The sequence below is a fragment of the Clostridium sp. AF28-12 genome, from assembly GCF_003435225.1.
Taxonomy (GTDB): domain Bacteria; phylum Bacillota; class Clostridia; order Lachnospirales; family Lachnospiraceae; genus Pilosibacter; species Pilosibacter fragilis.
This window is the reverse complement of sequence record NZ_QWGJ01000003.1, coordinates 31,019-57,842: the sequence shown is the minus strand read 5'-3', so window position 1 is coordinate 57,842 and position 26,824 is coordinate 31,019. Positions and strand designations below refer to the sequence as shown.

Sequence of the window (26,824 nt, the reverse complement as noted above, 5' to 3'; positions counted from 1 at the left end):
GGGTTATTCCGGCTGCTTCGCGAACAGGGCCTTCACAAAGTCCTCGGAATTGAATTTCTGTAAGTCATCGATCTTCTCTCCGACTCCCACATATTTTACCGGGATGCCGAGCTCGGACTGGATCGCAACGGCGATGCCGCCCTTTGCGGTTCCGTCAAGCTTTGTGAGGATGATGCCGGTGATATCAGCTGCTTCCATAAACTGGCGGGCCTGTACCAGGGCGTTCTGTCCTGTGGTTCCGTCGAGGACTACGAGAGTCTCACGGTAAGCTTCCGGGTATTCTTTATCGATGATGCGGTTGATCTTCTTAAGCTCCTCCATGAGGTTTTTCTTATTGTGAAGTCTTCCCGCCGTATCGCAGATCAGCACATCCGCATTTCTGGATTTTGCTGCGGAGATGGCGTCGTAGATCACGGCAGCAGGATCGGATCCCTCTTTCTGGGCGATCAGCTCCACGCCCGCGCGGTTCGCCCACTCGGCAAGCTGGTCGATGGCTGCGGCACGGAAGGTATCAGCTGCGGCGAGGACGACTTTCTTTCCCTCTGCCTTTAACTGGTCCGCAAGCTTTCCGATGGATGTGGTCTTTCCGACACCGTTGACACCGATGACAAGAACAACAGATTTTCGGTGTTCGAATTCATATGCGTTCTCACCGAGGTCCATCTTGCTGCGGATGCTGGCGATCAGGGCTTCCCGGCACTGCTCCGGGTCCTTGATATGCTGTTCTTTTACGTTCTTCTTGAGGTCCTCGATGACCGCCATGGTGGTCTGGATCCCCATATCGCCCATGATCAGGGTCTCCTCAAGCTCCTCATAGAAATCGTCATCGATCGCGGAGAAGCCGGAAAAGATGGAATCCATTCCGGACACAATGTTTTCTCTGGTCTTTGTGAGACCTTCGACGAGGCGCGAGAAAAAGCCTTTTTTCTTCTCTTCCATACGAATCCTCCCTATTTTAAATCATTTTCAATCAGGTTCACGGAGACAAGCGTGGATACGCCTTTCTCCTGCATCGTGATTCCGTAGAGACGGTCAGCGGCGACCATGGTGCCTCTCCGGTGTGTGATGACGATGAACTGGGTATGTTTTGTCAGTTTATGCAGATATTTTGCGTAGCGGTCCACATTGGAATCGTCCAGGGCCGCCTCAATCTCATCTAAGAGACAGAACGGGGACGGTTTTAAGTTCTGGATCGCGAAAAGCAGAGCGATGGCCGTCAGTGCCTTTTCTCCGCCGGACATCTGCATCATGTTCTGGAGCTTCTTTCCCGGCGGCTGGGAAATGATCTGGATTCCTGACTCCAGGATATCTTCATCCTCGATGAGCTCCAGACTTCCGTGTCCGCCTCCGAAGAGTTCCCGGAATACCTTGTCAAACTCTGCCCGGATCATGGCGAATTTCTCTGTGAACTGCTTCCGCATCCCGATATCCAGCTCCTCGATAATCTTATAGAGGGCATCCTGTGCCGTAATAAGGTCATCGTGCTGGGTCTTCATGAACTCGTACCGCTCTGAGATCTCCTTGTAATCCTCGATGGCATTGACGTTGACATTTCCAAGACCGCGGATCGCGTTTTTCCGCTCGGCGATCTGGCGTTTCATATCCGCCGCATTATTTAAAGTCTCATCCCGCAAAAGCTCAGCTGTCGAATAGGTCAGGCCATATTCATTCCACATATAGTCCACCTGCGCATCCTGGCGTTCCGCGAGCTTATCACTCTGGTTCTGGAGGCGGAGAAGCTCTTTGTCCAGGTCAGAGATCCTCGCGGAGAGCGCTTCCCGCTTCTCAAAGAATCCCTTCTGGGCTTCATTCTTTGCCGCTTTTTCATCCTGAGCGGCAGTCATCTCCTGGTAGTAGGTTTCCGCGTCTTTTCCGGCATTCTCAATCTTCTGCTTTAATTTTTCAATCTGTGCGAGGCGCTTCTCCACCTCGTTTTTACTGTCCGTGTGTCCGTCCCGCAGGGACATTTTTTCAGTGAGAAGACGGTTCTTCTCCTCCTCGAGACGATAGATATTCTGGTCGAGGAAGGAATCCTGCTGTTTTAAGTTCGCGGCTTCCAACTGGACCTCGGAGAGCGCCGCGGATGCGTTATCCCGGTCCGCCTTCGCCTGCTCTAAAGCTGCGGAATCCGATTCGATCTTTTCATTCCGGTCGGTATTTTCCTGTTCCAGACGCTTCATCTCTCCTGCTATGGCAGTGAGACTGTCCCGCAGCTCGTGGATCTGCTCTTCCAGCTGACGGTTCTCCAAGTTCATATCCGCGGAGGACTCGTAGAGTTCCTCTTTCTTTCCCTCCAGCTGTTTCAACGCGATCTTTGCCGTATTTTCTTCCAGATATTTCTTCTGAAGGTCACTCTTTACATTTTCCAGTTCGCCGCTCTTTTCCTGAAAGATCCCTTCCTGGAATATGGTCTCCGCCTGGATCTTATCGACGGTGGTCAGGGCTTTCTTACAGGCTTCTTCTAATTCCTCCATCTCCCTCTTTCTTCCGAGAAGGTTGCTGGAGTTTTTAAAGGCACCGCCGCTCATGGATCCGCCTGGATTTAAGAGATCTCCTTCCGGCGTTACGATACGGATGGAGTGGCGGTATTTTCTCGCAATGGCGATGGCGTTGTCAATGTGATCCACCACGAGGACGCGGCCGAGAAGGTATCTCGCCAGGGTCTGGTATTCCGGCCGCACATGGACGAGATCCGCGGCGATTCCGATGGCACCAGGTTCTTTTAGGGCACCCGGTGTATTAAATCCATTTCCCGCCGAGATTGCAGATAATGGAAGAAATGTGGCACGTCCGAACCGGTTCTTTTTCAGGTGTTCGATCAGTACCTTCGCGGTCTGTTCGGAGTCCGTGACGATGTTCTGGATCGATCCGCCGAGAGCAGTCTCGATAGCGATCTCATATTCCTTCGGAACATCAATGAGGTCCGCCACAACGCCGTGGATGCCTTTTACCCGGTCACGGACCTCCATGACACGCTTGATGCTGTTTCCGTAGCCGTCATAGCGCTCCGCCAGGTTCCTTAAGGATTCCAGCTTTGTGTGAGCCGTGTGGTAATCCTGTTCCGTGTGGCTTAGGTTTCTGTTTAAGCGGCGGATCTCTTCGTTTGCCGCCTTTGCTTCCTCTTCCAGGGATTCTGCCTGGGAAAGAAGTTTTTCAATCTCGGCGTCGATGGCTGTCAGGCGCTCGTTCTGCTCCGCAATCTGGTTATCCCAGTTTTCCTCGTCGCTCTTGACCTTTAAGAGCTTTTGGGCGACTTCGGATCTGCGGACCTGTACCTGCTCCAGCATCGTATCATAGCGCTGTTTCTTTACGGATAACTCTGATTTTTCATTCAAGGCCGCGATCAGCGCACCCTTTAAATGCTCGATGGACTGTTCAAGGCTGTCGGCGTGGGTGCTGGAAATCTTTAAGGCACCTTCCGCATCGGAGAGATGTTCCAGGACTTCCTGGATCTTATTTCCGAGAGCCTCCCGCTCCTCTTTGATAGCTTCCTGCTCTTTATTTTTCGCGGATAATTCCTCGTCGATGGCAGCAGTCCTGTTTTTAATGTGCTCCGCGTTTAACTCCTCGGCATGGATCTGCTCCCTTAAGACATTGATCTGACCTTCTAAGTTTCCCGCGGACATCTTCGCTTCGTTCGCGGCGTTCTGCTTTTCGGAGATCTTTTCATCCAGCAGCCGGACTGTCTCGGAGATCCGGTCATACTCCTCTTTTAAAGCCTCTGCAGCGGTTTTGGATTCCTCCATATCGCCGGTTACCGTGTGCTCTTTTCTTGTGAGCTCCAGTTTCTGATCTTCGATGGCCTTCAAGTCGGTAAGGAAGAGGTTTACATCGTAACGCTTTAACTCTTCCCGGAGCCTTAAATACTCCTTCGCCGTCTCCGCCTGCTTTGCGAGAGGACCTACCTGTTTTTCCAGTTCACTTAAGATATCCGATACACGGACGAGATTCTGTTTCTCATCCTCCAGTTTCTTCTGGGCGATGGCCTTTCTTCTCTTAAACTTTACGATTCCGGCTGCCTCATCGAACAGCTCGCGACGGTCCTCAGGGCGTCCGCTTAAGATCTTATCGATCTGGCCCTGTCCGATGATGGAATAGCCCTCTTTACCAATACCGGTATCATAGAAAAGCTCATTGATATCCTTTAAGCGGCAGGCACTGCCGTTTAAGAGATATTCACTTTCACCGGAGCGGTAGATCCGTCTGGAGACCGTGACCTCGTCGTAATCGATGGCAAGCTGGTGGTCGGAATTATCCAGGGTGATAGCTACATAGGCAAATCCCTGGGGCTTTCTCATCTCCGTACCGGAGAAGATCACATCCTGCATGGAGGAACTTCTGAGCTGTTTTACTTTCTGCTCACCGAGCACCCAGCGGACTGCATCGGCAACATTGCTCTTTCCGCTTCCATTCGGACCAACGATGCCGGTAATTCCGTTGTGGAATTCAAATACGATCTTATTGGCAAAGGATTTGAACCCCTGGACTTCGATACTCTTTAAATACATGCGTTAATTTTCCTATTTCTTAAAACTACGTGATCTGTGCCTTACTGGATCTTACAGATTCCGTGGTAGGCGGCAACCTGTTCCGCCGCTTTCTTTGTCCGTCCGAGACCTCTTCCGATCTCCTCGTCCCCGATTTTTACGCAGACCTCAAAGGACTTGTTGTGATCCGGTCCCTCTTCCTTGATCAGTTCATAGACAAGCGTTTCTTTGTACTTTGCCTGAACCATTTCCTGCAGGATAGTTTTGCTATCGTAAAAGAGCTGTTTATGTTCAATATCATTCAGAATAAAACGATGGATGAACTCTTTTGCATTAGCAAGACCACCATCCAGATAAATCGCGCCAATGACCGCCTCCATCGCGTCGGAAACAACAGACGGACGCTTTCTTCCACCGGTCAGATCCTCGCCTTTTCCGAGAAGCAGATAGTCGCCAAGCGGGATCACATCCGCGCAGTAAGCCAACGTCGGCTCACAGACAAGGCTGGCACGGAGTTTCGTCATCTCGCCCTCCGGCATAGACTCGTATGTGTGGAACAGGAAATCGCTGGAGATCACCTCGAGCACAGCATCGCCAAGGAATTCCAGACGCTCATTGCAGCGCGTCTTATCCCAGTGCTTTTCATTTGCGTAGGAACTGTGGGTCAGGGCGTGAGTCAGAAGTCCTGGATCCCGGAACTGGTAACCGATCACTTCCTGAAGTTTTTCAAGTTTTTCTTTCATGATTAACCTTTCTTTAAAAGAAGGTGTCCCTGTAAAGAGACACCTTTTCCTGCGATTAATTTAATGCGTTTTTGATTGCCTCAACAGCATCGCCGACACTTGCGATCTTCTCAGCTTCCTCAGTCGGGATCTCGATGTCGAACTCTTCCTCGATACCCATGATGATCTGGAATACATCCAGGGAATCTGCGCCAAGATCGTCAACGAATGTAGTGTTCATTGTGATCTCCTCCGGATCGATATTAAGAACCTCTGCGATGATCTGCTGTAATTTTTCAAACTCCATAATTTCCATCCTCTCCTATTTTGCTTAATAATTTAGACTTGATTTTATAATGTGTAACGGTTCGGTCTGCAGCGCAGATAACACCCGACCAAACGGTTATGCTTCTGTCTCTTCCGGGGCAAGACACTCTTTTATTTTATCAGAAATCTCATTCTCCTTAAAGGAGATACACTGGATAATTGAGTTCTTTACCTCTTTTGCCTTGGAACTTCCGTGGGTCTTCACGACAAGTCCTTTTAAGCCTAAGAGCGGTGCGCCGCCGTACTGGCTCGCGTCGAAGCTCTTTAACGTAGTTTTTAAAGCCGATTTGATGAGAAGCGCACCGATCTTGCTTCTGAGATCACTCATCAGGCCCTTCTTCACCATCGTCATCATCGTCGCGCCCACGCCCTCGTAGAGCTTTAAGATCACATTTCCCACAAAGGCCTCGCAGACGATCACATCCGCGCCGCCGTGGGGGATCTCACGGGCTTCGATACTTCCGATGAAGTTAATATTTTTGCACTCTTTTAAGAGCGGGAATGTCTCTTTTACAAGGGCATTTCCCTTTTCTTCTTCCACACCGATATTGACGATCGCCACACGCGGATTCTCGATTCCCATCACATATTTCATATAGAGGGAACCCATCTGGGCAAACTGTACCAGGTGGGAAGGTCTCGCATCAACGTTTGCGCCACAATCGATCAGAAGAGAGACACCCTTTTCCGTAGGGATAAGCGGTGCTAGCGGCGGGCGTTCCACACCCTTGACACGGCCGACGATGACCTGTCCGCCGACGAGAACGGCTCCAGAGCTTCCGGCGGATACAAAGCCGTCCGCTTCCCCGTTTTTCACGAGGTTCAGACCGACCACGAGGGAAGAATTCTTTTTCTTACGGATTGCGTTGACCGGCGGTTCTCCCGTTTCGATCACTTCCGGGGCGTCAACGATCTCGATCTGCTCTTTTTTATAGGTGAATTTTGAGAGCTCTTTCTCGATGGCATCTTTCTGTCCAGTTAAACAGACGGTAATGTCATTTCGTTCTGTGACCGCATCGACAGCACCTTTTACGATCTCACCAGGGGCGTTGTCCCCACCCATGGCGTCTACTGCAATTTTTATCATGTTTTTCTCTCCAATTCCTGTCCGTGCGCAGAAAAGTCTTGATAAATATTTCCATAACACGGATCATCCCATCGAACGGCGTAAAAACACATTGCCGCTCTCCGGGACTTTTATAGTAATTAATATACTAAATACCTTTCATAAAATCAATACCTTTTTCATGCAGTTTTCATGAACAGGGAATGACAGGTTTTTGGAAGAAAATACCTTATATATGGAAGAAACAGATAAAAAGTCATGACGATCAGTCTAAGATTTAGATCCGATCATCATGACTTTTTCTAATTATATATGCCCATACCACTTATCAGACCTGCCCTTAACTGGTTCCTTACGAGGCATGCATATCCGTTTAAACGACTTCTTCGCATTCTACTCCTGCACAAGTTTATGGATCATCCCGCTCACCTGTGACGGGTTTGCTTTTCCTTTCATCTCCTTCATGACCTGTCCCATGAGGAATCCGATGACTTTGTCTTTTCCTTCTTTTAACTCGCCCACAGCTTTCGGGTTTGCGTCCAGGATCTTCTTCACAGTCTCCTCCAGAAGTCCGGAATCGCTCTCCATCTTTAGTCCATGTTCCTCAACATAAGCTGCCGGATCCACATCAGACTCAAACATGACAGCAAACACATCCTTTGCAGTCTGGTTGTTGATGACGCTCTTCTCAAGGAGTGCGATAAGAGATGCCAGATGCTCTGCTGTGAAGGTGATCTTCGATGCCTCTGATTCCTTCTCCTTTAAAAGACGAAGCGTCTCGCCGGTCAGCCAGTTCGCTGCCTTCTTCGGTGCCGCACCTGCCTTGATGGTGTTCTCGAAAAGTTCAGCCAGCGCCTTATCCCCTGTGAGGATATCCGCATCATAAGCACTCAGCCCGTACTCGGACTGGTATCTCCTGGATTTTGCTTTCTTTAATTCCGACTGAGCTGCACGGATGGAAGCGATCCATGCGTCGGAAATATCGATCGGCGGAAGATCCGGGTCCGGGAAGTAACGGTAGTCCTTCGCGTCTTCCTTGGAACGCATCGCATGGGAAGATTCCTTGTTGTCATCCCAGCGGCGTGTCTCCTGGACAACAGCACGACCCTCCTCAAGAAGCTCTATCTGGCGCTCTCTTTCTCCCTCGATGGCGTGGGCAATGGCCTTGAAGGAGTTTAAGTTCTTCATCTCAGTTCTCGTCCCAAATACCGGGCTTCCCACCTCGCGGACAGAAAGGTTTACGTCGGCACGCATGGAACCTTCCTGGAGACGGCAGTCGGAAACGCCGAGGTACTGCATGGTGGACTGAAGATGCTCTAAGTACTGGATGACCTCATCGGCGCTTCTCATATCCGGTTCGGATACGATCTCAATCAGTGGAACGCCGCTTCGGTTGTAATCGACCAGGGAACTGTCGGTCCACTCGTCATGAACCAGCTTTCCCGCATCCTCCTCCATATGAATCTCATGGATGCCGATGCGCTTTGTTCCAGCTGCCGTCTCAAGCTCCACATAACCGTCGTGGCAGATCGGAAGGTACAACTGGGAGATCTGGTAGTTCTGTGGGTTATCCGGGTAGAAGTAGTTCTTACGGTCGAACTTGCAGAACTGGTTGATCTGGCAGTTTAATGCAAGACCCGCACGAAGCGCGAACTCCACGACCTGCTTATTTAATATAGGAAGAGATCCCGGCATACCCGTACAGATCGGGCACACATGGGTGTTCGGTTCAGCGCCGAAATCTGTTTTGCATCCGCAGAAAATTTTAGTCTTTGTGGCTAACTCCACATGGACCTCAAGACCGATGACGGTTTCATACTGTTTCATGATAAGGTCTCCTTTCTGGCAAATGGAAGTGTCCATCCACCGCGGACATTCTCGATGGCGGATGCTGCGGCAAACAGGGTCTTTTCTCTGAAGCAGTCACCGAGAAGCTGGACACCGATCGGTAGTCCCTTTTCGTTCATGCTGCACGGAACGGTGAGCCCTGGAAGACCTGCAAGGTTTACGGCAACCGTATAAATATCGCTTAAATACATCTTCATCGGATCGCTTAAAGAAGTTCCGATCTTTGGAGCTGCCGTCGGGGCTGCCGGTCCTAAGATGATGTCATACTTTGCAAATGCTTCATCAAATGCTTTCTTGATCAGGGCGCGTACTTTTAACGCTTTCAGGTAATATGCGTCATAATATCCGGAGCTTAAAACGAAGGAACCGAGCATAATTCTTCTCTTGACCTCCGGTCCGAATCCCTCGGATCTGGAACGCTTGTACATGTCATGGAGACCTTCGTACGCTTTCGCACGGTAGCCGTACTTGACACCGTCGAAACGCTCTAAGTTGGAGCTTGCCTCCGCAGCCGCGATCACGTAATATGCCGGGATCGTGTATTCCATAAGACCGAGGTCAAAGTATTCTACCTCTGCCCCGCACTCCTTTAAGTAGGCTGAACACTGCTCGACGGCTGCTCTGACATCATCGTCAAGTCCGTCCGACAGATACTCCTTCGGGATACCGATCTTCATGCCGCGGATATCTTTTCCGATGGCGGAAGTGAAATCCGTGTCCGTTCTCTCCATGGAGGTGCTGTCTTTCTCGTCATGGCTTGTGATGGTCTCAAGAAGGGCCGCACAGTCGGCTGCATTCTTGCCGATCGGTCCGATCTGGTCCAGGGAAGACGCGTAAGCCACAAGACCAAAACGGGAAACCGTTCCGTATGTCGGCTTGATTCCGGTAACGCCGCAGTAGGAGCTTGGCTGACGGATGGATCCGCCGGTGTCAGAGCCGAGAGCCGCGAAACACTCACCGGCTGCGACCGCCGCACAGGAACCGCCAGAGGAACCGCCCGGAACATGTTCCGTATCCCACGGGTTCTTTGTAACCGCAAATGCGGAAGTCTCGGTGGTACTTCCCATGGCGAACTCATCCATGTTTGTCTTTCCGAGAATCACCATGCCGGCATCTGTAATCCTTGTGACCGCCGTCGCATCATAGAACGGGACAAAGTTTTCAAGGATCTTTGAAGCACATGTGGTCCTCATGTCTTTTGTACAGATATTATCTTTCACTGCGATCGGGACACCTGCCAGCGGGCCTGTGTATTTTCCGGAGCGGATTCCATCGTCCACTTCCTTTGCCCGTGCTAGGACCTTCTCCTCATCCACGGTGAGGTACGCGCGGATCTTCTGATCTTCCTTAGCGATCTGCGCCAGGGACGCCTTTGCGGCCTCCTCTGAGGTGATCTCGCCTGCTTTTATCTTCTTTGCCAGCTCTGTGGCGGAAAGTTCCAGTATTTTCATATCCGTCTCCTCCTAACCGATGGTCTTTGGAACAAGGAACTGTCCGTCCTTTTCCTTCGGCGCATTCTTCAATAGTTCTTCCTTCGGGGTACTCTCAAGAACAACGTCCTCGCGGAACACGTTCTTGATCGGGAAGATGTGGGTCAACGGCTCCACATCGGAGGTATCTAATTGATTCAGCATATCAACATAATCGAGCATCTGCTGAAGATCCTGTCTTGATTTTTCTTTCTCCTCTTCTGTCAGGTGAAGCTTTGCCAGGATCTCAATCTCATCCATCGTCTTATCGGTGATCATCTCTGCCATAATCTCAAATCCTTTCTCTATACCATCACGGTTTTAATCTTGTCATATCTCTCGGGAACAGGCATGCCTCACGGACGTTGTCCTCTCCGATCATCTTCATGGTCAGGCGCTCAAGGCCGATTCCGAGACCACCGTGGGGCGGCATTCCGTATTTGAAACAGTCAAGATAATCTTCCATCCCCTCGATGTCCATGCCTTTCTCCGCGATCTTCTTTAAGAGCGTCTCGTAATCATGGATCCGCTGGCCGCCTGTGGTGATCTCAAGACCGCGGAATAAAAGGTCGAAGCTTAAGGTGAATTCCTTGTTCTCCGGATCGTCCATCGCATAGAACGGACGTTTCTTTGACGGATAGTGGGTAACGAAAACAAAATCTGCTCCGTACTCAGATTTGAAGTACTCGCCGATCAGCGCCTCTTCCTCCGGCTCTAAGTCGTGCGGGCTTCTGATCTGTCTGTCATACTTTTCAGCGATCAGCCGTTTCGCTTCATCGAAGCGGACGAATGGGATTTTTTCCACGTTCGGGAGTTCGATCTTTAAGAGGGCGATCTCCTTCGCGTAGTCTTTTTTCAGGAGTTCTATCACATACTGCAGCATCGCCGTCTCCATCTTGCAGATATCCATGAAGCTGTCGATGAATCCCATCTCGAAATCAAGGCTTGTGTACTCGTTTAAATGTCTCTTTGTGTTGTGCTTCTCCGCACGGAACACCGGGCCGGTCTCAAAGACTCTGTCGAACACGCCGACCATCATCTGTTTGTAGAACTGCGGGCTCTGTGCCAGGACTGCCGGTCTGTGGAAGTACTGGAGTTTAAAGAGGTTCGCACCGCCCTCTGCGGATTTCGCACCGATCTTCGGGGTATGGATCTCGGTGAATCCCTGGCTTGTCATAAACTCGCGGAAGCCGCGGCAGATACCTTCCTGGATGCGGAATTTCGCGCGCTCACGGACGTTTCTTAATGCGATGGCGCGGCGGTTTAAGTTTGCCTCCAGGGATGTGGGAAGTTTCCACTTGTCGATGGCAATTGGCATCGGCTCTTCCGGTTTTGAAAGGATCCTTGCATCGGCAAGATGGATCTCAATTCCGTGGGGTGCGCGCTCTTCCTTGAAAACAGTTCCAGTCACGCGGACTGCCTGACCTTCACGGATCTCGGAGAGGACTTTCTTTTCGGATCCTGCCTGGATCACGGTCTGTAAGAGACCATCACGGCTTCTTAAGATCACAAAGGAGATTTCTCCCATATCGCGGATGCTGTGTACCATGCCTTCAACAGTAACTTCGGTACCAACGGACTCTTCTCTTTCCAATTCTTCAAGAGTTTTTACTTTTCTGTCTTCTAATCCTGTTACAAACTCCATAATCTGTTCCTCCTAAATTTGTGGGGTAAAATTTGAGGCTTTCTTACTTGGAACAACAAAAATCCCGCCCCGGAGACTTTTGCTTTTAAAAGTTCTCCGGGACGGGATCTATATCACCCGCGGTACCACCCGCATTGCATTTCCATGCCACTCATGAGTCGCCGCTTTCGCTGTCGGACCATCATCCTAACGACTCTGCCGCGTAACGTGCAGCTTGCGTGCTGTCCTACCATCGTATCCGATCTTCGAGCAGCCGGCTCCAGAGCGTTCCCGCCTTTCTCGTTTCTTCCATGCTCTCAGCTGTCACACGGTTCTCTGTAAAGTCTTTCGAAAGGGAGTTTCCTTCAACGCCTTTGTTTGATATCTTTTTGATGTTTTATGTTTTATCAGAGATTTTTGATTCTGTCAAGTGCTTTTAAAGAATTTTCGTAAGTTCCGAATGCAGTGATCCGGAAATATCCCTCTCCGGACGGACCGAAACCTGCCCCCGGAGTGCCCACGATACCCGCGTTGTTTAACAGGAAATCAAAGAAATCCCAGGACTTCATGTCGTTCGGGGTCTTTAACCAGATATACGGGGAATTTACGCCGCCATATACGGTAAAGCCTGCGTCCTTTAAGCCTGTGTAGATTGTCTTCGCGTTCTTCATGTAGCGCGCGATCTGCTCAGCGACCTGCGCCTTTCCTTCCGGAGAATACACGGCCTCGCCTGCGCGCTGGATAATATACGGAGTTCCGTTGTACTTGGAACCCTGACGGCGCATCCACATAGCGTTTAAGCTTACATCACCGCTCTTTAAGTCCTTCGGAATTACAGCAAAACCGAGACGCATGCCGGTAAAACCTGCTTTCTTGGAGAAGCTGCGCAGCTCGATCGCACATGTCTTAGCGCCCTCACACTCATAGATGGAGTGCGGGATGCCTTCCTCTGTGATGTATGCCTCGTAAGCAGCGTCATAGATGATGACAGCGCCGTTCTTGTTCGCGAAGTCGACCCAGGCCTGGAGATCTGCCTTCTTGATCGCCTCACCGGTCGGGTTGTTCGGGAAGCAGAGATAGATCAAGTCTACATGCTCCCTCGGGAACTCCGGAAGGAATCCGTTGTCAGCAGTACACGGCATATATACGATCTTGTCGAAACGGCCTGTCTCACCGTTGTAAAGACCGCTGCGGCCTGCCATAACATTGGAATCCACGTATACCGGGTATACTGGATCGCATACAGCGACAACGCTGTCTAAGGAGAATAATTCCTGGATATTTCCGCAGTCACACTTTGCGCCGTCGGATATGAAGATCTCGTCAGCAGAGATGTCGCAGCCGTTCTCCTGGAAATCCTCTTTTGCAATAATATTTCTCAAAAAGTCATAGCCCTGCTCCGGAGCGTAGCCGTGGAAAGTCTCGGCATGTCCCATCTCATCGACAGCTTTGTGCATCGCCTCAATGATCGCCGGTGCGATCGGCTGTGTCACATCACCGATTCCAAGACGGATGATCTCCTTTTCCGGGTGCTCTGCCTGGAATGCGGATACTCTCTTTGCGATATTTGCGAAGAGATAGCTGCCCGGCAGCTTGGCAAAATTTTCATTGACTTTAAACATGTCTCAAATCCTCTCTTTCTGTAAATGCATGTGGGGTCTGGTTGCCAAATGCCTAGCCGGCTCTGCGTGCAGGCACGCTATCCGGTTAGTCGCTTTGCACCACTTTTATATGTAAATATACCACACATATGCAAAAACTGCAGTAAAAATCCGGCAAATACTTTAACTTTTTGTTACAGTTCAGCCATGCGCTGGTTTGAATGAGAAAGTGTGTTGCAAGCTTGCTTGCATAAGCACTTTTTCATCCAAATCAGCATATGGTGGAACCACCAAGCTTCTTGTTTTCATGAATATGAAAACAAGAAGCTATAATGACTGAACTGTAACAATTTTTTTGCAATAACCAGGTAAAGTGCCGGATGATTACCGACTTGCAGGTCCAGCTTGGCTCTCCGCACACGGCGGGGATAAACATTAATCTTCATGGATCAGCATGGTGACCATATGGGCGCTCTCCGTCATGGTTCTTCCTGTGTCCATGCTGGTCTTCTGGAGATAGCGGTGCGCTTCCGGCTCGGAAAGATGATTTCTCTTCATGAGAAGCTTCTTTGCACGTCTGAGTACGCCCTGTTCCTCCGCACTTTCAACAAAGCCTGCGAAAAGCGGATGTGCATGGTTCGGTCTTGATTTTAATTCTGGATGAGCCTGAATTCCCACATAGAACGGGTGATCCGGGAGCTCGATCATCTCAACGATATGACCGTCCGGGGACTGACCGGAGATCATCATGCCATGGGATGTAAAATCATCGCGGTAATGGTTGTTGATCTCAAAGCGGTGTCTGTGACGCTCATTGATCAATTCTGTTCCATAAAGGGCATATGCCTTGGACTTTTTGTCGAGAACACACGGATAGGAACCAAGACGTAAGGTTCCGCCAAGGTTCTCAATACCGTTCTGATCCGGCATCAGATCAACCACCGGATGTGTTGTATCCGGATTCAGTTCGGAGCTGTTTGCATCCTCATATCCCAGAACATTTCTCGCAAATGCGACCATGGCCATCTGCATGCCGAGGCAGATTCCGAGGAATGGGATCTTGTTCTCTCTCGCATAGTTGGCTGCCAGGATCATTCCCTCGGTTCCTCTGGAACCAAAACCGCCCGGAATAATGATTCCGTCCACACCGGCAAAGGTGTCATCGAGGATCTCCGGAGTTAAGAACTCGGAATCCACCCACTTGATGGATACCTTTGTGCGGTTTGCGATGCCTCCGTGCTTTAATGCCTCCATAACGCTGAGGTATGCGTCATGAAGCTGGATATATTTTCCTACCAGGGCGATGGTCACTTCGCTCGTCGGATTCTTTAACGCGTCCACCATCTGTTTCCAATCGCCGAGCTGCGGCTCCGGGCACGGAATGTTCAGGCACTCACATACGACCTGGGCCAGGCGCTCTTTTTCCATTGCAAGTGGAGCTTCGTATAAATATTCAACATCCAGGTTCTGGAGCACATGATCCTCCGGGACGTTGCAGAATAATGCGATCTTGCTCTCAATGCCATCCTCAAGCGGAACCTCAGTACGGCATACGATCACATCCGGGAAGATTCCCATTCCCTGAAGGGCTTTAACACTCTGCTGGGTCGGTTTTGTCTTTAATTCGCCGGATGCCTTTAAATATGGAACAAGCGTTACATGGATCAGAACTGAGTTCTGGTATCCGATCTCGTGGCGGAACTGACGGATCGCCTCTAAGAACGGCTGGCTCTCGATATCGCCGACGGTACCGCCGACCTCAATGATCGCGATGCGGTCCTCATCCGGGGATTTCGCGCGGTAAAATCTTGCTTTGATCTCGTTTGTGATGTGTGGGATCACCTGTACGGTACCTCCGCCGAAGTCTCCGTGACGCTCTTTTTGAAGAACGGTCCAGTAGATCTTTCCGGTGGTTACGTTGGAGTTCTTATCAAGGCTCTCATCAATGAAGCGTTCATAATGTCCAAGGTCCAGGTCGGTCTCTGTTCCATCGTCTGTGACGAACACTTCTCCATGCTGGATCGGATTCATGGTACCCGGATCAATATTGATATAAGGATCGAACTTCTGCATCGTTACCTGATAACCTCTTGCCTTTAAGAGACGTCCAAGGGATGCGGCGGTAATACCTTTGCCGAGTCCGGAGACAACGCCTCCCGTGACGAATACGTATTTAACTGCCATACCTTACCTCCAAATTTATATTACTGTTAATGTGGGGAAACTGTAGTTTCATATAATGCTGAAAGCCAGCTGCTCCGTGGCTTCGGCACTCCCGCAGCTACCGCCAGCATTCGTAATCCGGGCTATCGCCCTGCTTACCATACCGGCTTGGTCGTCAAATGCCTATTCTTCACTGCGTGCAGGCACGCAGAATGTCTAACCGCTTGACAACGCTTTCAAGTAAAAAAAGGTGACAGAAGTACTAAGACTCTGACACCTTTGTCTAATTCATTCCATCACTATGAAACTTATTTTTACGCAGGATTAATTGCTCATAGGTATTGACTGCGCTAAAAAAATATGGAACTACTATATTCCATTTTTTCAAATTTGTAAAGTAGTTTTTTCGCAGTTTGTTAAAGTTTTTTCATCCAATTCCTTCCATACGGGATCCGCAGCCTGAAAAGACGATTCTTATGTCCTGACATAGAATTGTTTAAAACTGTTTTGACTCCTTGAAACGGCAGAACAACTGTAAGACCATCCGAAACAGAAAAATGTTTAATAATAGGAACACTGTCTGTGATCAAAAAAAGATTCAAAAAAATGTGTTGACAAATCCTGAAAAACGAGTATATTATACCACCATAAGAGCAAGGGCGCTTGGGTGCATGAAACATACACCCCGGTGCCCTTCTCGCATTTTACGGATCTTCCCCATAACCCCCTATACTTAAATATCGATCCGTAAAGTGACTACTGTCTGTTCCCCACCCCGGAACAGGCAGCAAATCAAGTATAATTTCCCGCATATGGGAGCAAAGAAGTTCCCCAGCGGAGTTGAAAGGAGAAACATCTATGAGCAAAAGCATTCCTGAACTGTATGGAAGTCTTGTATTCAACGACTCCGAAATGAAAGCACGTCTCCCGAAGGATATCTACAAAGCACTTGCAAAGACCATCAACAGCGGTTCCCATCTGGAACTGGATGTCGCAAACTCTGTAGCTGTTGCCATGAAAGAATGGGCTCTGGAGCATGGCGCTACCCATTTCACCCACTGGTTCCAGCCGATGACAGGCATCACCGCTGAGAAGCATGACAGTTTTCTCTCTCCGACCGGTGTCGGCGAAGCAATCATGGAATTTTCCGGAAAAGAACTCGTAAAAGGTGAGCCGGACGCGTCCAGCTTCCCGTCAGGCGGTTTACGCGCTACCTTCGAAGCCCGCGGCTATACCGCATGGGATCCTACCTCTTTCGCATTCATCAAGGGACATACGCTCTGTATCCCAACTGCCTTTTGTTCTTACAGCGGCGAGGCACTCGATAAAAAGACTCCGCTGCTCCGCTCCATGGAAGCTGTCAGCAAAGAAGCTACCCACTTACTCCACATTTTAGGAAAAACAGATGTCAAACGCGTCAACACTACGGTAGGCGCTGAGCAGGAATATTTCCTGGTAGACAAAGAGTGCTACCGCTTAAGAAAAGACCTGATCTTCTGCAGACGTACCTTATTCGGCGCTCCGGCTCCGAAGGGACAGGAAATGGATGACCACTACTTTGGTTCCATCAAGCCGAGAGTGGAAGCCTTCATGGAAGAATTAAATGAAGAACTCTGGAAGCTCGGAATTCCGGCAAAGACTGAACACAACGAGGTTGCTCCTGCGCAGCATGAGCTTGCTCCTGTCTTTGAAACCGTCAATGTTGCTGTTGACCACAACCAGCTCGTTATGGAGATGATGAAGAAGGTTGCTGACCGCCACGGTCTTGCGTGCCTGCTCCATGAGAAACCGTTCGAGGGCATCAACGGAAGCGGAAAACATAACAACTGGGCACTCTCCACGGATACCGGTGAAAATCTTCTGAATCCAGGAAAGACACCGGCAGAAAACACACAGTTCTTACTGTTCTTAGCAGCCGTTGTGGAAGCTGTTGATGATTATGCGGATCTTTTAAGAATCTCCGTTGCAACGGCCGGAAACGATCACCGTCTCGGAGCAAACGAGGCACCGCCTGCAGTCGTTTCCTTGTTCTTAGGTGAAGAGCTGGAGACTGTTGTCGATTCCATTAAATCCGAAACATATTTTGAAGGAAAGGGTGCCGTTCAGATGTCCATCGGCCCGAAGGTTCTCCCGCACTTCACAAAAGATAACACAGACCGTAACCGTACATCACCGTTCGCCTTCACAGGAAATAAGTTTGAGTTCCGTATGCCGGGCTCCTCTCTCTCCCTGTCAGGTCCGAACGTGATCTTAAATACAGCAGTTGCAGAGTCTCTCGCAGGCTTCTGCAAGGTCTTAGATGGGCTTACCGGCTCAGAGCTTGATTTGGCGATCCACAAGCTTTTAAAGGATACCTTCACAGACCATGCAAGGATCATTTTCAACGGCAACGGCTATACCGATGAGTGGTTAGCGGAAGCCAAGAAACGCGGACTCCCGAACCTGAAATCGACACCGGAGGCTCTTCCGCATTTAATTGCTGAAAAGAACATCGAGCTTTTCACAAAGCATCATGTACTGACAAAAGAAGAACTCTTCTCCCGCTACGAGATCCTTCTTGAGGATTACGCAAAAACGATCCATATCGAGGCTAAGACTATGGAGGAAATGGTACAGAAAGACTTCCTTCCGTCTCTGTTCTCCTATGTAAACGATCTCGCATGCACAGGCAGCACCAAGAAAGAGCTTGTTCCTGGCATTACAACAAAGGCGGAAGAAAAGCTGATCACAAAGCTCTCCGGACTCGCAGATACGATCTCTGATGAGCTTGATATCTTAAAGGATATGATCGGTACCGCGGAAGGCATGGATGACTACTTAAAGGCTGGTACTTACTACCATGACACGATCCTTGCCGAGATGGAAACGATCCGTCTGGCTGTCAACGATGCGGAAGTCCTGATCCCGGAGGATTATCTCCCGTATCCGACATACGATGCATTGCTCTTTTACATTTAATTGTTTTGCTCATAGGGAAGACCGCCGGTTACCAGAGAAATCTGGGCCGGCGGTCTTTTCGTATCACATTTTACTATGTGCCATTTGCATTTAAAATTACTGCAATCATTTTCAGCGTCACGTTCTTATCCACTCTGGCATTGCTTTATGAAAGTTTAACTTTCTTGAACTCTTCCATGAAATCAACAATATAGTTTGCTGTGGTCTCGAGCATTTCCTTGCCCCACTCTTCTGTAGCGGTACTCGGATGATCCGGTCCGATCCATCCGTTGTCTGTAACATGCGGAGTTTTGCGGGGAATCTCAACGGTAACTCCCTTATACTCAACAGAACGGAAACCAGTTGTCTTCAGATTATCAGACAGGTGCTTAAACTGGAGTTCACCACCTATCTCACTCTTGTCAACTAAAGACGGATCAATTCCAAGAATCGCAGCTGTTTCCTCACCGCCGCCGTGACCGCCTTTCCATGCTGGGTTCATATCCCATGCCATCAGCCACCAGTTAAGCATAGCAACCAGGCAGCCTCTATCCTCGAATTCCATGCCAAGGCGCTGAATCATCTTGATGTTACCGCCATGTCCGTTCAGAAAAACGAATTTTCTTGCGCCGTGACGATACAGACTCAGGAAAACCTGACGGCAAAACTGATAGAGTACCTCGCTGTCAATATCAATTGAACCAGGATACGGAGCTAAACCTGGGCTGGAACCATATGGAATGGTCGGAGCAATCAAAACATCACTCTTCTTCTCGATTTTCTCCAACAAATGATTTGGAATCAGTGTATCGGTTCCAAGCGGCATGTGACGACCGTGACACTCAATACTGCCGATAGATATAAGTACCATATCATTTTTTTCAAAATATTCCTGTGCTTTCGGCCAAGTCAAATTTTCAAGTCTCATAGTTTCTTTCCTTTCACATAATAATTATTATCTGCTGAAAAATCGGACGATCCGAAAACCAGACAGCCCGACATTCATCAATTACTGTGTTGCCGTTAATTACTGTGCAACCTTAACCTTATCCAAGCTGTAGTAACCATTTGCGTCCATAATGAATCCTTCAACATTTTTATTGATATCTTTCCATTGACATCCCAATTTCGTAATGTCTGAACAGATACGCCTATAATTTTTGAAAATTTATGTATAGAATAATATTAACTCAGAGTATTAACTCCTTTTAATAGTACTCTACCCTATATCCTATAAAACTCAACATCTATCTATATGATTTATCTCAGTCGAGAAGACTCTCACCTCTTCAGGTGGCGAGTAATAACAAATTAGTCTCAGTGGGAGTTAGTCTCCGACTGAGATAAACGCTCCGCGAGGATGTACAGTGATTCTGTAAAGAATATGTCAGCTTACGCTGAGCAGAATCACGCACCAAGTCTCACGGACGTTTGACTTAAAATTTAACTGTTAATAACCTCCTGTGCCTCTTTAGCATTGAATTTTTATCTGACAATTTAAAAGTTTCATACCATTCTTGCTAAAATAAGTATAGTCTATGCCAATAGGATTGTCAATAATTTTAGCTTTCTCTTAACAATAAAAAAAGATATCCATTATTTCGTTAATTTTTTGTATTATTTTTTATTATGACAGCATTTTCAGAAGTTTTCATGACTGCCTAACACACTCTTTTTATGCTTTGGCAATCATATTATAAAACAATAATTATTAATGATATTATTGTGTTCCTTTTGTGTAATAGGAAATTTATTATTGCACAAAATAAAGCTTTCGTTTTTATTAACAATCTATTATAATTATAATGAGTTTTTAGCTAACGGACAAAAACATCCGTGTAACCTTTTTCTACTGGTAAGGAGGAAATGAAACATGCGAAAAATTGGTGGTATGTTCCACTACGAACCCAACACACCTATCGAAAACGGATACTTTTCGCGTATCTGCTCACCTGGTGATGATCTGGCATTTACCATGTCCGGACGATGCGGTATCTATTATTGTTTACAGGATATTGCACGGTACGATACGCGTAAAGTCGCGTATGTGCCTATGTATACCTGTGGAACGGTCCTTGCTCCTTTTAAGAAAGCCGGATATCAGCTGAAATTTTATGAGCTGGACCAGAATTTGCACAGCATTTTTGACACAGCGGTTATCGATGAAATCAGTGTTTTATCTCTTTGCGGTTACTATGGCTTCTGCAACTATGATCACAGCTTTGTTAAAGCCTGCAAAGAAAAAGGAGTTGTTATTTTTGAAGATGTAACTCATTCCATGCTTTCAGCTGACGGTATCGATCCTCTCTGTGATTATTTTGCCGGAAGCTTCCGAAAATGGATGGGGGTTGCCTGCGGGGGATTTGCTGTTAAACGAAACGGAACCTTTGAAACACCTCTTCTGCCGGTAGAATTAACACATCTCAAGCAACGCGAAGAATCCATCGAGACAGAAAACAGAGATATTTTCTGGGAGGGAGAACTTCGACTTCGTCAGATGTTTGATAGCTTTGCCAGTGATGATAATTCAGAATATCTCCTACGCCATGCTGACTTCGATTCCATTTGCAGGACAAGGCGTGAAAACTATGCTGCACTTTTAAAAGCCCTTGCAGCACCGCTTCGCGGTGTGCAGATAGTCTTTTCCGAACTTCCGGAGGCTGCTGTTCCAAGCCATTTCTGCCTGTATGCTGAAAAACGCAGCGAATTACAGCAATACCTGACAGATCACCAGATTCTCTCGACTGTCTACTGGCCAATGGGACCGCTGGTTCATCCACTACCGGAATCATCAGTACAATACATTTATGACCACATTATATCCCTTCCCTGCGATCAGCGCTTCTCACCTTCTGATATGCAGTATGTCGCGCAGATCTTAATGGATTATTCTGAAAATTTCACGAGATAAATATGCAGGAACAACGAAAAGCTTCAAATGCAAAAAACCAGATACCGCGGTATCTGGCTTCTTGCTGTAGACGAAAAAATCCCCCGGGGGAAAACCACCGGAGGATCTCATAATTCTTAATTAGTCTTCAACTTTAACGATTTCACGCTTGTTGTAGCTGCCGCATGCCTTGCATACTCTATGAGGCATCATTAAAGCACCGCACTTGCTGCACTTTACTAAGTTCATAGCGGACATTTTCCAGTTCGCTCTGCGGCTGTCTCTTCTCGCTTTGGAAGATTTATTCTTAGGACAGATAGACATGGTTACACCTCCTTAAACTGTTTGAAAATATCCTGGATGGCTGCCATCCGCGGGTCAGGAACCCATGTATCACAGCCGCAATCTCCCTTGTTGAGATTTGCTCCACATCTACTGCAGATTCCCTTGCAATTATCCTTGCAAAGGACCTTCATAGGCAGGTACAATGATAACTCATTGCAAACCAGCATATCGGCATCCAGATTATAACCAGATAAATAAGATTGTTCATCCAAGTCCTTCACTCTGTCCTCATCGGAAGCATTCATATCGATCTCCTGGTCAAACTCAATATCTGTGGTGTAATTCACCGGTTCCAGACATCTTGAACAGGGAATCGCAAGAGTCACGGAAGTATTTCCCATAAGACTCAGCTTTCTGTTTCCAAGGTTTTTTACAGTGATCTTTACCGGGTTCGCAGAAATCACCGGATACTCAACTCGGGAGCCCTTGTAAGCTTTCGCTTCAAACGGTACTTCCCAGGTTTTCTCTTTGCCTTCCAGAGTAAAAACTTCAGATAAATTAATCAGCATATTATGTTTCTCCTAATACGCACTAAGATATTATATATGAACAGGAACAATTTGTCAACAATTTTTCTAATAAAATATTAAATTTTAAAAGCTCTATTTTTCATGCATTTCTGCGCTCAAACCATATTCTTGTGACAAATTCTTAACCGCGCCAGAGCGCGCATCAAGAGCACCAGGAACGAAATACTTTCGTACCTGTAAGAAACCCCAGCGTATGTCGAGAGGGCTTCAAAGCCGTCCTGAAGACGTTAAAACCTCCAGACAGCACAGAAGCCAACCCGCTCATCTCCTGCTCTCACAGGGTTCTGAACGGGTCAGCGTCATTGCGAATCAGTTCACCATACAGATATCCGCACGGACAAACTGTCAAAAATTATTTTACGAGAGCCAGAGTCTCTCTTGCGATCGCAAGCTCCTCGTTTGTCGGGATTACCATAACTTTAACCTTGGAATCCGGTGTGGAGATTACGATATCTTTTCCTCTTACGCTGTTAGCCTCGTCGTCGATCTTGATGCCAAGGTAGGATAAATGCTCGCAAACAGCTTTTCTCATGGACTTGCCGTTCTCACCAAGACCTGCTGTGAATGCGATCACATCTACGCCGTCCATAGCTGCTGTGTAAGCACCGATGTACTTAACAACGCGGTAGTTGTAAGCTGCAAGAGCTTTCGCTGCGCGGTCGTTGCCAGCCTCAGCTGCTTCCTCAATGTCACGGAAGTCGCTGGATACACCGGAAAGGCCAAGAACACCGGACTTCTTGTTCAGAACGTTCATAACGCCTGCGATGTCGAGGTTCTCTTTCTTAGCGATGAACTCCATGATAGCCGGATCCATATCACCGGAACGTGTTCCCATGATAAGTCCCTCAAGCGGAGTAAGACCCATGCTTGTATCTACAGATTTGCCGTTCTTTACAGCGGAAAGGCTTGCACCGTTACCAAGATGGCAAACGATGATCTTTAAATCCTCGTACGGTTTTCCGGCAACCTCAGCAGCTCTCTTGGATACAAAGCTGTGGGATGTTCCGTGGAAGCCGTATCTTCTTACTTTGTACTTCTCATAGTACTCGTACGGAAGACCGTAAAGGTAAGCCTCCTCCGGCATTGTCTGATGGAAAGCAGTATCGAATACAGCTACCATCGGTACGTTCGGCATAAGCTCCTGACAAGCGCGGATACCGATCAGGTTTGCCGGGTTGTGAAGCGGTGCAAGGTCGTTGCACTCTTCGATCGCTTTCATAGCCTCATCTGTGATTACTGTGGAAGAAGTAAACTTCTCACCGCCGTGTACGACACGGTGACCAACAGCGCCAACCTCTGCAAGACTTGCGATAACGCCGCTCTTCTTGTTTGTAAGAGCGTCTAATACCATCTGGATAGCCTGTGTGTGTGTCGGCATCGGGGAAACAGTGACTTCCTTCTCTCCGCCTGCTGGCTGGTATGTGATCTGGCTTCCTTCGATACCGATTCTCTCGCAAAGACCCTTTGCAAGAACTGCCTCTGTGTCAGAGTTGATTAACTGGTACTTTAAGGAAGAGCTTCCGCAGTTGATAACTAAAATATTCATGGCAGATAAAACTCCTTGTTTAAAATAAGTTTAAAAAGGGAACGCCGTCTCCTCATATCGATTATGCGCCGTTCCCTTATGTTGTTGAGCAATTATAGATTAAGCCATCTGAGCCTGTACAGCTGTGAGGGCTACTACACCAACGATATCCTCAGCGGAGCATCCACGGGAAAGATCGTTGACCGGTCTTGCGATACCCTGAAGCATCGGACCATAAGCTTCTGCTTTTGCAAGTCTCTGAACCAGCTTGTAACCAATGTTACCACAGTCAAGGTTCGGGAAGATCAGTACATTAGCATGTCCGGCAACTTCGCTTCCTTTTGCTTTTGCCTTTGCTACGGACGGAACGATTGCAGCATCAAGCTGTAACTCACCGTCAAGGTCAAGCTGCGGGTACTTCTCGTTTGCGATCTTTGTAGCTTCTACAACTTTATCTACAAGTGCATGTTTCGCACTGCCCTTTGTGGAGTGGGAAAGCATAGCCACGATCGGCTTTTCTCCAACAAGTGCGCGGAAGCTCTTAGCGGAGCTGTCAGCGATTGCAGCGAGCTCTGCAGATGTCGGATCCTGGTTTAATCCGCAGTCAGCGAAGAGGAATGTGCCGTTTGCACCGTATTCGCAGTTCGGAACGTCCATGATGAAGAAACCGGATACAAGCTCTGTTCCCGGAGCTGTCTTTAAGATCTGAAGAGCCGGTCTCAATGTATCAGCTGTTGCGTGGCAAGCACCTGCAACAAGTCCGTCAGCGTCTTTTTCTTTTACCATCATAACGCCGTATGTGATGTAGTCTGTCTTTAAGATCTCCTGTGCTTTCTCGAGAGTCATGCCCTTTTTCTCTCTTAATTTGAACAGTGTCTCTGCATAATGGTCGAATTTCGGATCTGTATCCGGATCTACGACTTTAAGACCTGTAAGGTCCACTTCCAGCCAGTGAGCACCATCCATGATCTTCTCCTCTTTTCCGATCATGATCAGGTCAGCGGTCTTCTCCTTTAATACCTGTGCTGCTGCGATAAGAGTTCTCTTATCGTTGCTCTCTGGCAGGATGATGGTCATTACATCCTGTTTCGCCTTTTCCTTCATAAGATCAATAAATGCCATGATGATTGACTCCTTCCTCAATATAGGTTTTCATACGTATTTTTATTATATCGCAGCTAAATACTGGATACAAGACTATATTCCCCAATTTTTTGCACTTTTTTCAGTACCTCTCGTTAAATTAAAAACAATGATAAAAATATAAGAGCTCCGGCAAGCAAAGACTGCCAAAGCTCCTACAATTTCTAATTATCTATTGGGGTAATTTCCTTCTGGAATATAAAAGGTACTTTCCATCCACATTGATTGTCTGTTATCAGATCTTTTCATACCGCTCAACATCCACAACGAAGATCGTTGCGCCGCCAACATCGACAGACATCGGCATGGTTGCACAATGGACCATAGAGGAACCGGATACATATGGCATATTGATGGTGATCTTCTGGTGATGGCCGCATTCTTTCTTAATAATATCGATAGCCTCGTCGACACGTTCCGGCTCAGTAACGATCATCAGAGTTGTATTACCTTTTTTCAGGAATCCACCGGTAGTAGAAAGACGTGTCACACTGAATTTGTGTTTTGTAAGAGAAGTTGTAACATCGTCCTCATTGTCATAACGGATAATTGCGTAAATCAGTTTCATATAGCATCCATCCTTTCTGCGTCTTATTTCCAAAGATTGCGGTGACCGCCGCAAAGATGTAAAATATAGTCTTAAAAACATATGCGTAAAAATCTGACATCTGTTCAGTTGTGAAATCGTCAGAACTTTCACACATTGTTTAAACGCAGTATATCACATTTTTCCTTTGATAACAATAAATATTGCATTAAGTTTTTGTTTCGTCTATATTATTAGATAATGATTTGTATTTTCGGCACGGTATGACACTGCCTTACTCGCAGCAATAAATCAATTTCACTCTGCCAAAAGAACTGCAAATTTATTTTTGACCACTGATCGACTTTATTTAAGGAGTTTACACCATGAAAACAGCCGCTATCATCGCAGAATATAATCCGTTCCACAATGGCCATAAATATCAGATTGAAGAGACAAAACGCCAGACAGGCGCCAATTTCATTGTCGTTGTCATGAGCGGTGATTTTGTACAGCGGGGGATTCCGGCAATGTACAGCAAAACCTTCCGTACCCGCTCTGCCCTTCTCTCAGGGGCTGATCTCGTGATCGAGATGCCGATCTTTGGAACCTTAAGCGCTGCCCAAGATTTTGCCCGCTGCGGCGTCTCTCTGTTTCACCATATGGGAATGATCGATGTCCTTTCCTTTGGCAGTGAATCCGGCAATATCGAAGAATTGTGGCAACTGGCTAATCATTCCGCATTGGAAACGAACGAACAGTCCGCCCTGATCCGCGAAGGTCTTCGAAGTGGTCTCACATACCCGCAGGCTCTGACTCTCGCAAAGAAAGAGACTGTGCCAGCTTCTCCAAATGACATTCTCGCAGTTGAATATCTGAAAGCATTAAAAGAATTCTCTTCCGAGATCAGTCCTTGGACTCTGAAACGCTCAGACCCAGGCTACCATTCTGAGGATCGGAACGGCTCCTTCGCTTCCGCAACAGCTATCCGAAAAGCGGTTTTTTCGAAGGATCTGGAATTTCTCACTGCTGTTCTACCGGATTCGCATTTTGAATGCATGAAAGAAGAATCTGAGATTCCGCTGTTTCCAAATGATTTTTCTCTCCTCCTGAACCAGAAAATTTTAACTTCCGATCTGGAGAAACTTCAGAACATTTTCGGAATGCCGGGAGATCTTGCGGCAAAGCTCTATAAAAACCGATTAGAATTCTTTCGGACGGATACTCTGACTGCTCTCAGGAAAGACCGACAGTATACTTATGCCAGAGTCAGCCGTGCACTCATGAATCTCATGCTTGATATTAGCGTCGAAGACCAGTGTATGTTTGCAGATTTATTCCGTGCTCCATGGATCCGGATCCTGGGATTCAAAAGATCTTCCTCACTGCTTCTTTCAGAATTAAAAAGGCACTGTGATATCCCGGTTATTGCAAAAACTGCTGACGCAAAAAATATCCTCTCCTCTTCCGCGTATGAACTTTTTAAGAAAAATCTAACTGCGTCTGAACTCACCAGGATGGTGCGGGAACTAAAATCCGGGAAATCGCAGAAAAACGAATTTACACAGGCACCTGTCATGATTCCATAAATATATATTTTCGTTGGGAGCCACTTTCCGTT

20 protein-coding genes are annotated in these 26,824 nt (G+C 47.7%); 3 read left to right on the top strand and 17 right to left on the bottom strand.

Annotated elements, in window-relative coordinates:
• Positions 1–3 precede the first annotated feature (3 nt).
• From ftsY to DWY93_RS03815, 11 genes are all read right to left on the bottom strand, one after another.
• Positions 4–939, bottom strand: coding sequence for a signal recognition particle-docking protein FtsY (ftsY, locus tag DWY93_RS03865; protein ID WP_021905056.1), 936 nt, complete (start codon positions 937–939; stop codon positions 4–6).
• Between the two features lie 11 nt (positions 940–950).
• Positions 951–4,508: a chromosome segregation protein SMC gene (smc, locus tag DWY93_RS03860; RefSeq protein WP_117471842.1), complete on the bottom strand. Its 3,558-nt coding sequence runs from the start codon at positions 4,506–4,508 to the stop codon at positions 951–953.
• 41 nt (positions 4,509–4,549) lie between these two features.
• Positions 4,550–5,230 (bottom strand): ribonuclease III, encoded by a 681-nt coding sequence (gene rnc / locus DWY93_RS03855; protein ID WP_117470278.1) that lies wholly within the window; start codon positions 5,228–5,230, stop codon positions 4,550–4,552.
• Between the two features lie 55 nt (positions 5,231–5,285).
• Entirely contained in the window at positions 5,286–5,516 is a 231-nt protein-coding gene (gene acpP / locus DWY93_RS03850; RefSeq protein WP_015554516.1) for an acyl carrier protein, read from the bottom strand.
• Positions 5,517–5,612: 96 nt separating this feature from the next.
• Positions 5,613–6,623: a phosphate acyltransferase PlsX gene (plsX, locus tag DWY93_RS03845; RefSeq protein ID WP_117471841.1), complete on the bottom strand. Its 1,011-nt coding sequence runs from the start codon at positions 6,621–6,623 to the stop codon at positions 5,613–5,615.
• Positions 6,624–6,995: 372 nt separating this feature from the next.
• Positions 6,996–8,429 carry an Asp-tRNA(Asn)/Glu-tRNA(Gln) amidotransferase subunit GatB gene (gene gatB / locus DWY93_RS03840; RefSeq protein ID WP_181968485.1) on the bottom strand — a complete coding sequence of 478 codons (1,434 nt, stop codon included), beginning with the start codon at positions 8,427–8,429 and terminating at the stop codon, positions 6,996–6,998.
• A complete protein-coding gene (gatA, locus tag DWY93_RS03835; RefSeq protein ID WP_117471840.1) occupies positions 8,426–9,901 on the bottom strand; it encodes an Asp-tRNA(Asn)/Glu-tRNA(Gln) amidotransferase subunit GatA in 1,476 nt (491 codons plus the stop codon). Before gatA ends, gatB begins: the two co-directional genes overlap by 4 nt.
• Before the next feature lie 12 nt (positions 9,902–9,913).
• Positions 9,914–10,207: an Asp-tRNA(Asn)/Glu-tRNA(Gln) amidotransferase subunit GatC gene (gatC, locus tag DWY93_RS03830; RefSeq protein WP_021905050.1), complete on the bottom strand. Its 294-nt coding sequence runs from the start codon at positions 10,205–10,207 to the stop codon at positions 9,914–9,916.
• Positions 10,208–10,232: 25 nt separating this feature from the next.
• Positions 10,233–11,564 carry an aspartate--tRNA(Asn) ligase gene (aspS, locus tag DWY93_RS03825; RefSeq protein WP_117471839.1) on the bottom strand — a complete coding sequence of 444 codons (1,332 nt, stop codon included), beginning with the start codon at positions 11,562–11,564 and terminating at the stop codon, positions 10,233–10,235.
• Between the two features lie 386 nt (positions 11,565–11,950).
• Positions 11,951–13,165, bottom strand: a complete 1,215-nt coding sequence (locus tag DWY93_RS03820; RefSeq protein ID WP_117471838.1) for an LL-diaminopimelate aminotransferase — start codon at positions 13,163–13,165, stop codon at positions 11,951–11,953.
• 414 nt (positions 13,166–13,579) lie between these two features.
• Positions 13,580–15,328 (bottom strand): CTP synthase, encoded by a 1,749-nt coding sequence (locus DWY93_RS03815; protein WP_117470284.1) that lies wholly within the window; start codon positions 15,326–15,328, stop codon positions 13,580–13,582.
• A gap of 837 nt (positions 15,329–16,165) precedes the next feature.
• Between DWY93_RS03815 and DWY93_RS03810 the strand changes: the two genes are divergently transcribed.
• The gene (locus DWY93_RS03810) at positions 16,166–18,265 is read left to right on the top strand and encodes a glutamine synthetase III (protein WP_117471837.1); all 2,100 of its coding nucleotides are present in this window, start codon (positions 16,166–16,168) and stop codon (positions 18,263–18,265) included.
• Between the two features lie 145 nt (positions 18,266–18,410).
• Here DWY93_RS03810 and DWY93_RS03805 read toward each other — a convergent pair whose 3' ends face one another.
• Positions 18,411–19,172 carry a creatininase family protein gene (locus tag DWY93_RS03805; protein WP_117471836.1) on the bottom strand — a complete coding sequence of 254 codons (762 nt, stop codon included), beginning with the start codon at positions 19,170–19,172 and terminating at the stop codon, positions 18,411–18,413.
• Positions 19,173–20,117: 945 nt separating this feature from the next.
• Here DWY93_RS03805 and DWY93_RS03795 point away from each other — a divergent pair.
• A complete protein-coding gene (locus DWY93_RS03795; protein WP_117471835.1) occupies positions 20,118–21,155 on the top strand; it encodes a DegT/DnrJ/EryC1/StrS aminotransferase in 1,038 nt (345 codons plus the stop codon).
• 120 nt (positions 21,156–21,275) lie between these two features.
• Here the strand turns inward: DWY93_RS03795 and rpmF are convergent, their stop codons facing one another.
• From rpmF to DWY93_RS03770, 5 genes are all read right to left on the bottom strand, one after another.
• The gene (gene rpmF / locus DWY93_RS03790) at positions 21,276–21,458 is read right to left on the bottom strand and encodes a 50S ribosomal protein L32 (protein ID WP_015554505.1); all 183 of its coding nucleotides are present in this window, start codon (positions 21,456–21,458) and stop codon (positions 21,276–21,278) included.
• Positions 21,459–21,460: 2 nt separating this feature from the next.
• Complete coding sequence (locus DWY93_RS03785; protein ID WP_117471834.1) at positions 21,461–21,988, bottom strand: DUF177 domain-containing protein; 528 nt, start codon at positions 21,986–21,988, stop codon at positions 21,461–21,463.
• A gap of 373 nt (positions 21,989–22,361) precedes the next feature.
• Positions 22,362–23,555, bottom strand: a complete 1,194-nt coding sequence (locus DWY93_RS03780; RefSeq protein ID WP_015554503.1) for an acetate kinase — start codon at positions 23,553–23,555, stop codon at positions 22,362–22,364.
• A 99-nt stretch (positions 23,556–23,654) separates the two neighbouring features.
• Positions 23,655–24,656 carry a phosphate acetyltransferase gene (gene pta, locus DWY93_RS03775; RefSeq protein WP_117470288.1) on the bottom strand — a complete coding sequence of 334 codons (1,002 nt, stop codon included), beginning with the start codon at positions 24,654–24,656 and terminating at the stop codon, positions 23,655–23,657.
• 256 nt (positions 24,657–24,912) lie between these two features.
• Positions 24,913–25,245 carry a cyclic-di-AMP receptor gene (locus tag DWY93_RS03770; protein ID WP_015554501.1) on the bottom strand — a complete coding sequence of 111 codons (333 nt, stop codon included), beginning with the start codon at positions 25,243–25,245 and terminating at the stop codon, positions 24,913–24,915.
• A gap of 344 nt (positions 25,246–25,589) precedes the next feature.
• Here DWY93_RS03770 and DWY93_RS03765 point away from each other — a divergent pair, with 344 nt between their 5' ends.
• Positions 25,590–26,792, top strand: coding sequence for a nucleotidyltransferase family protein (locus DWY93_RS03765; RefSeq protein ID WP_117471833.1), 1,203 nt, complete (start codon positions 25,590–25,592; stop codon positions 26,790–26,792).
• The last annotated feature ends 32 nt before the right edge of the window (positions 26,793–26,824 follow it).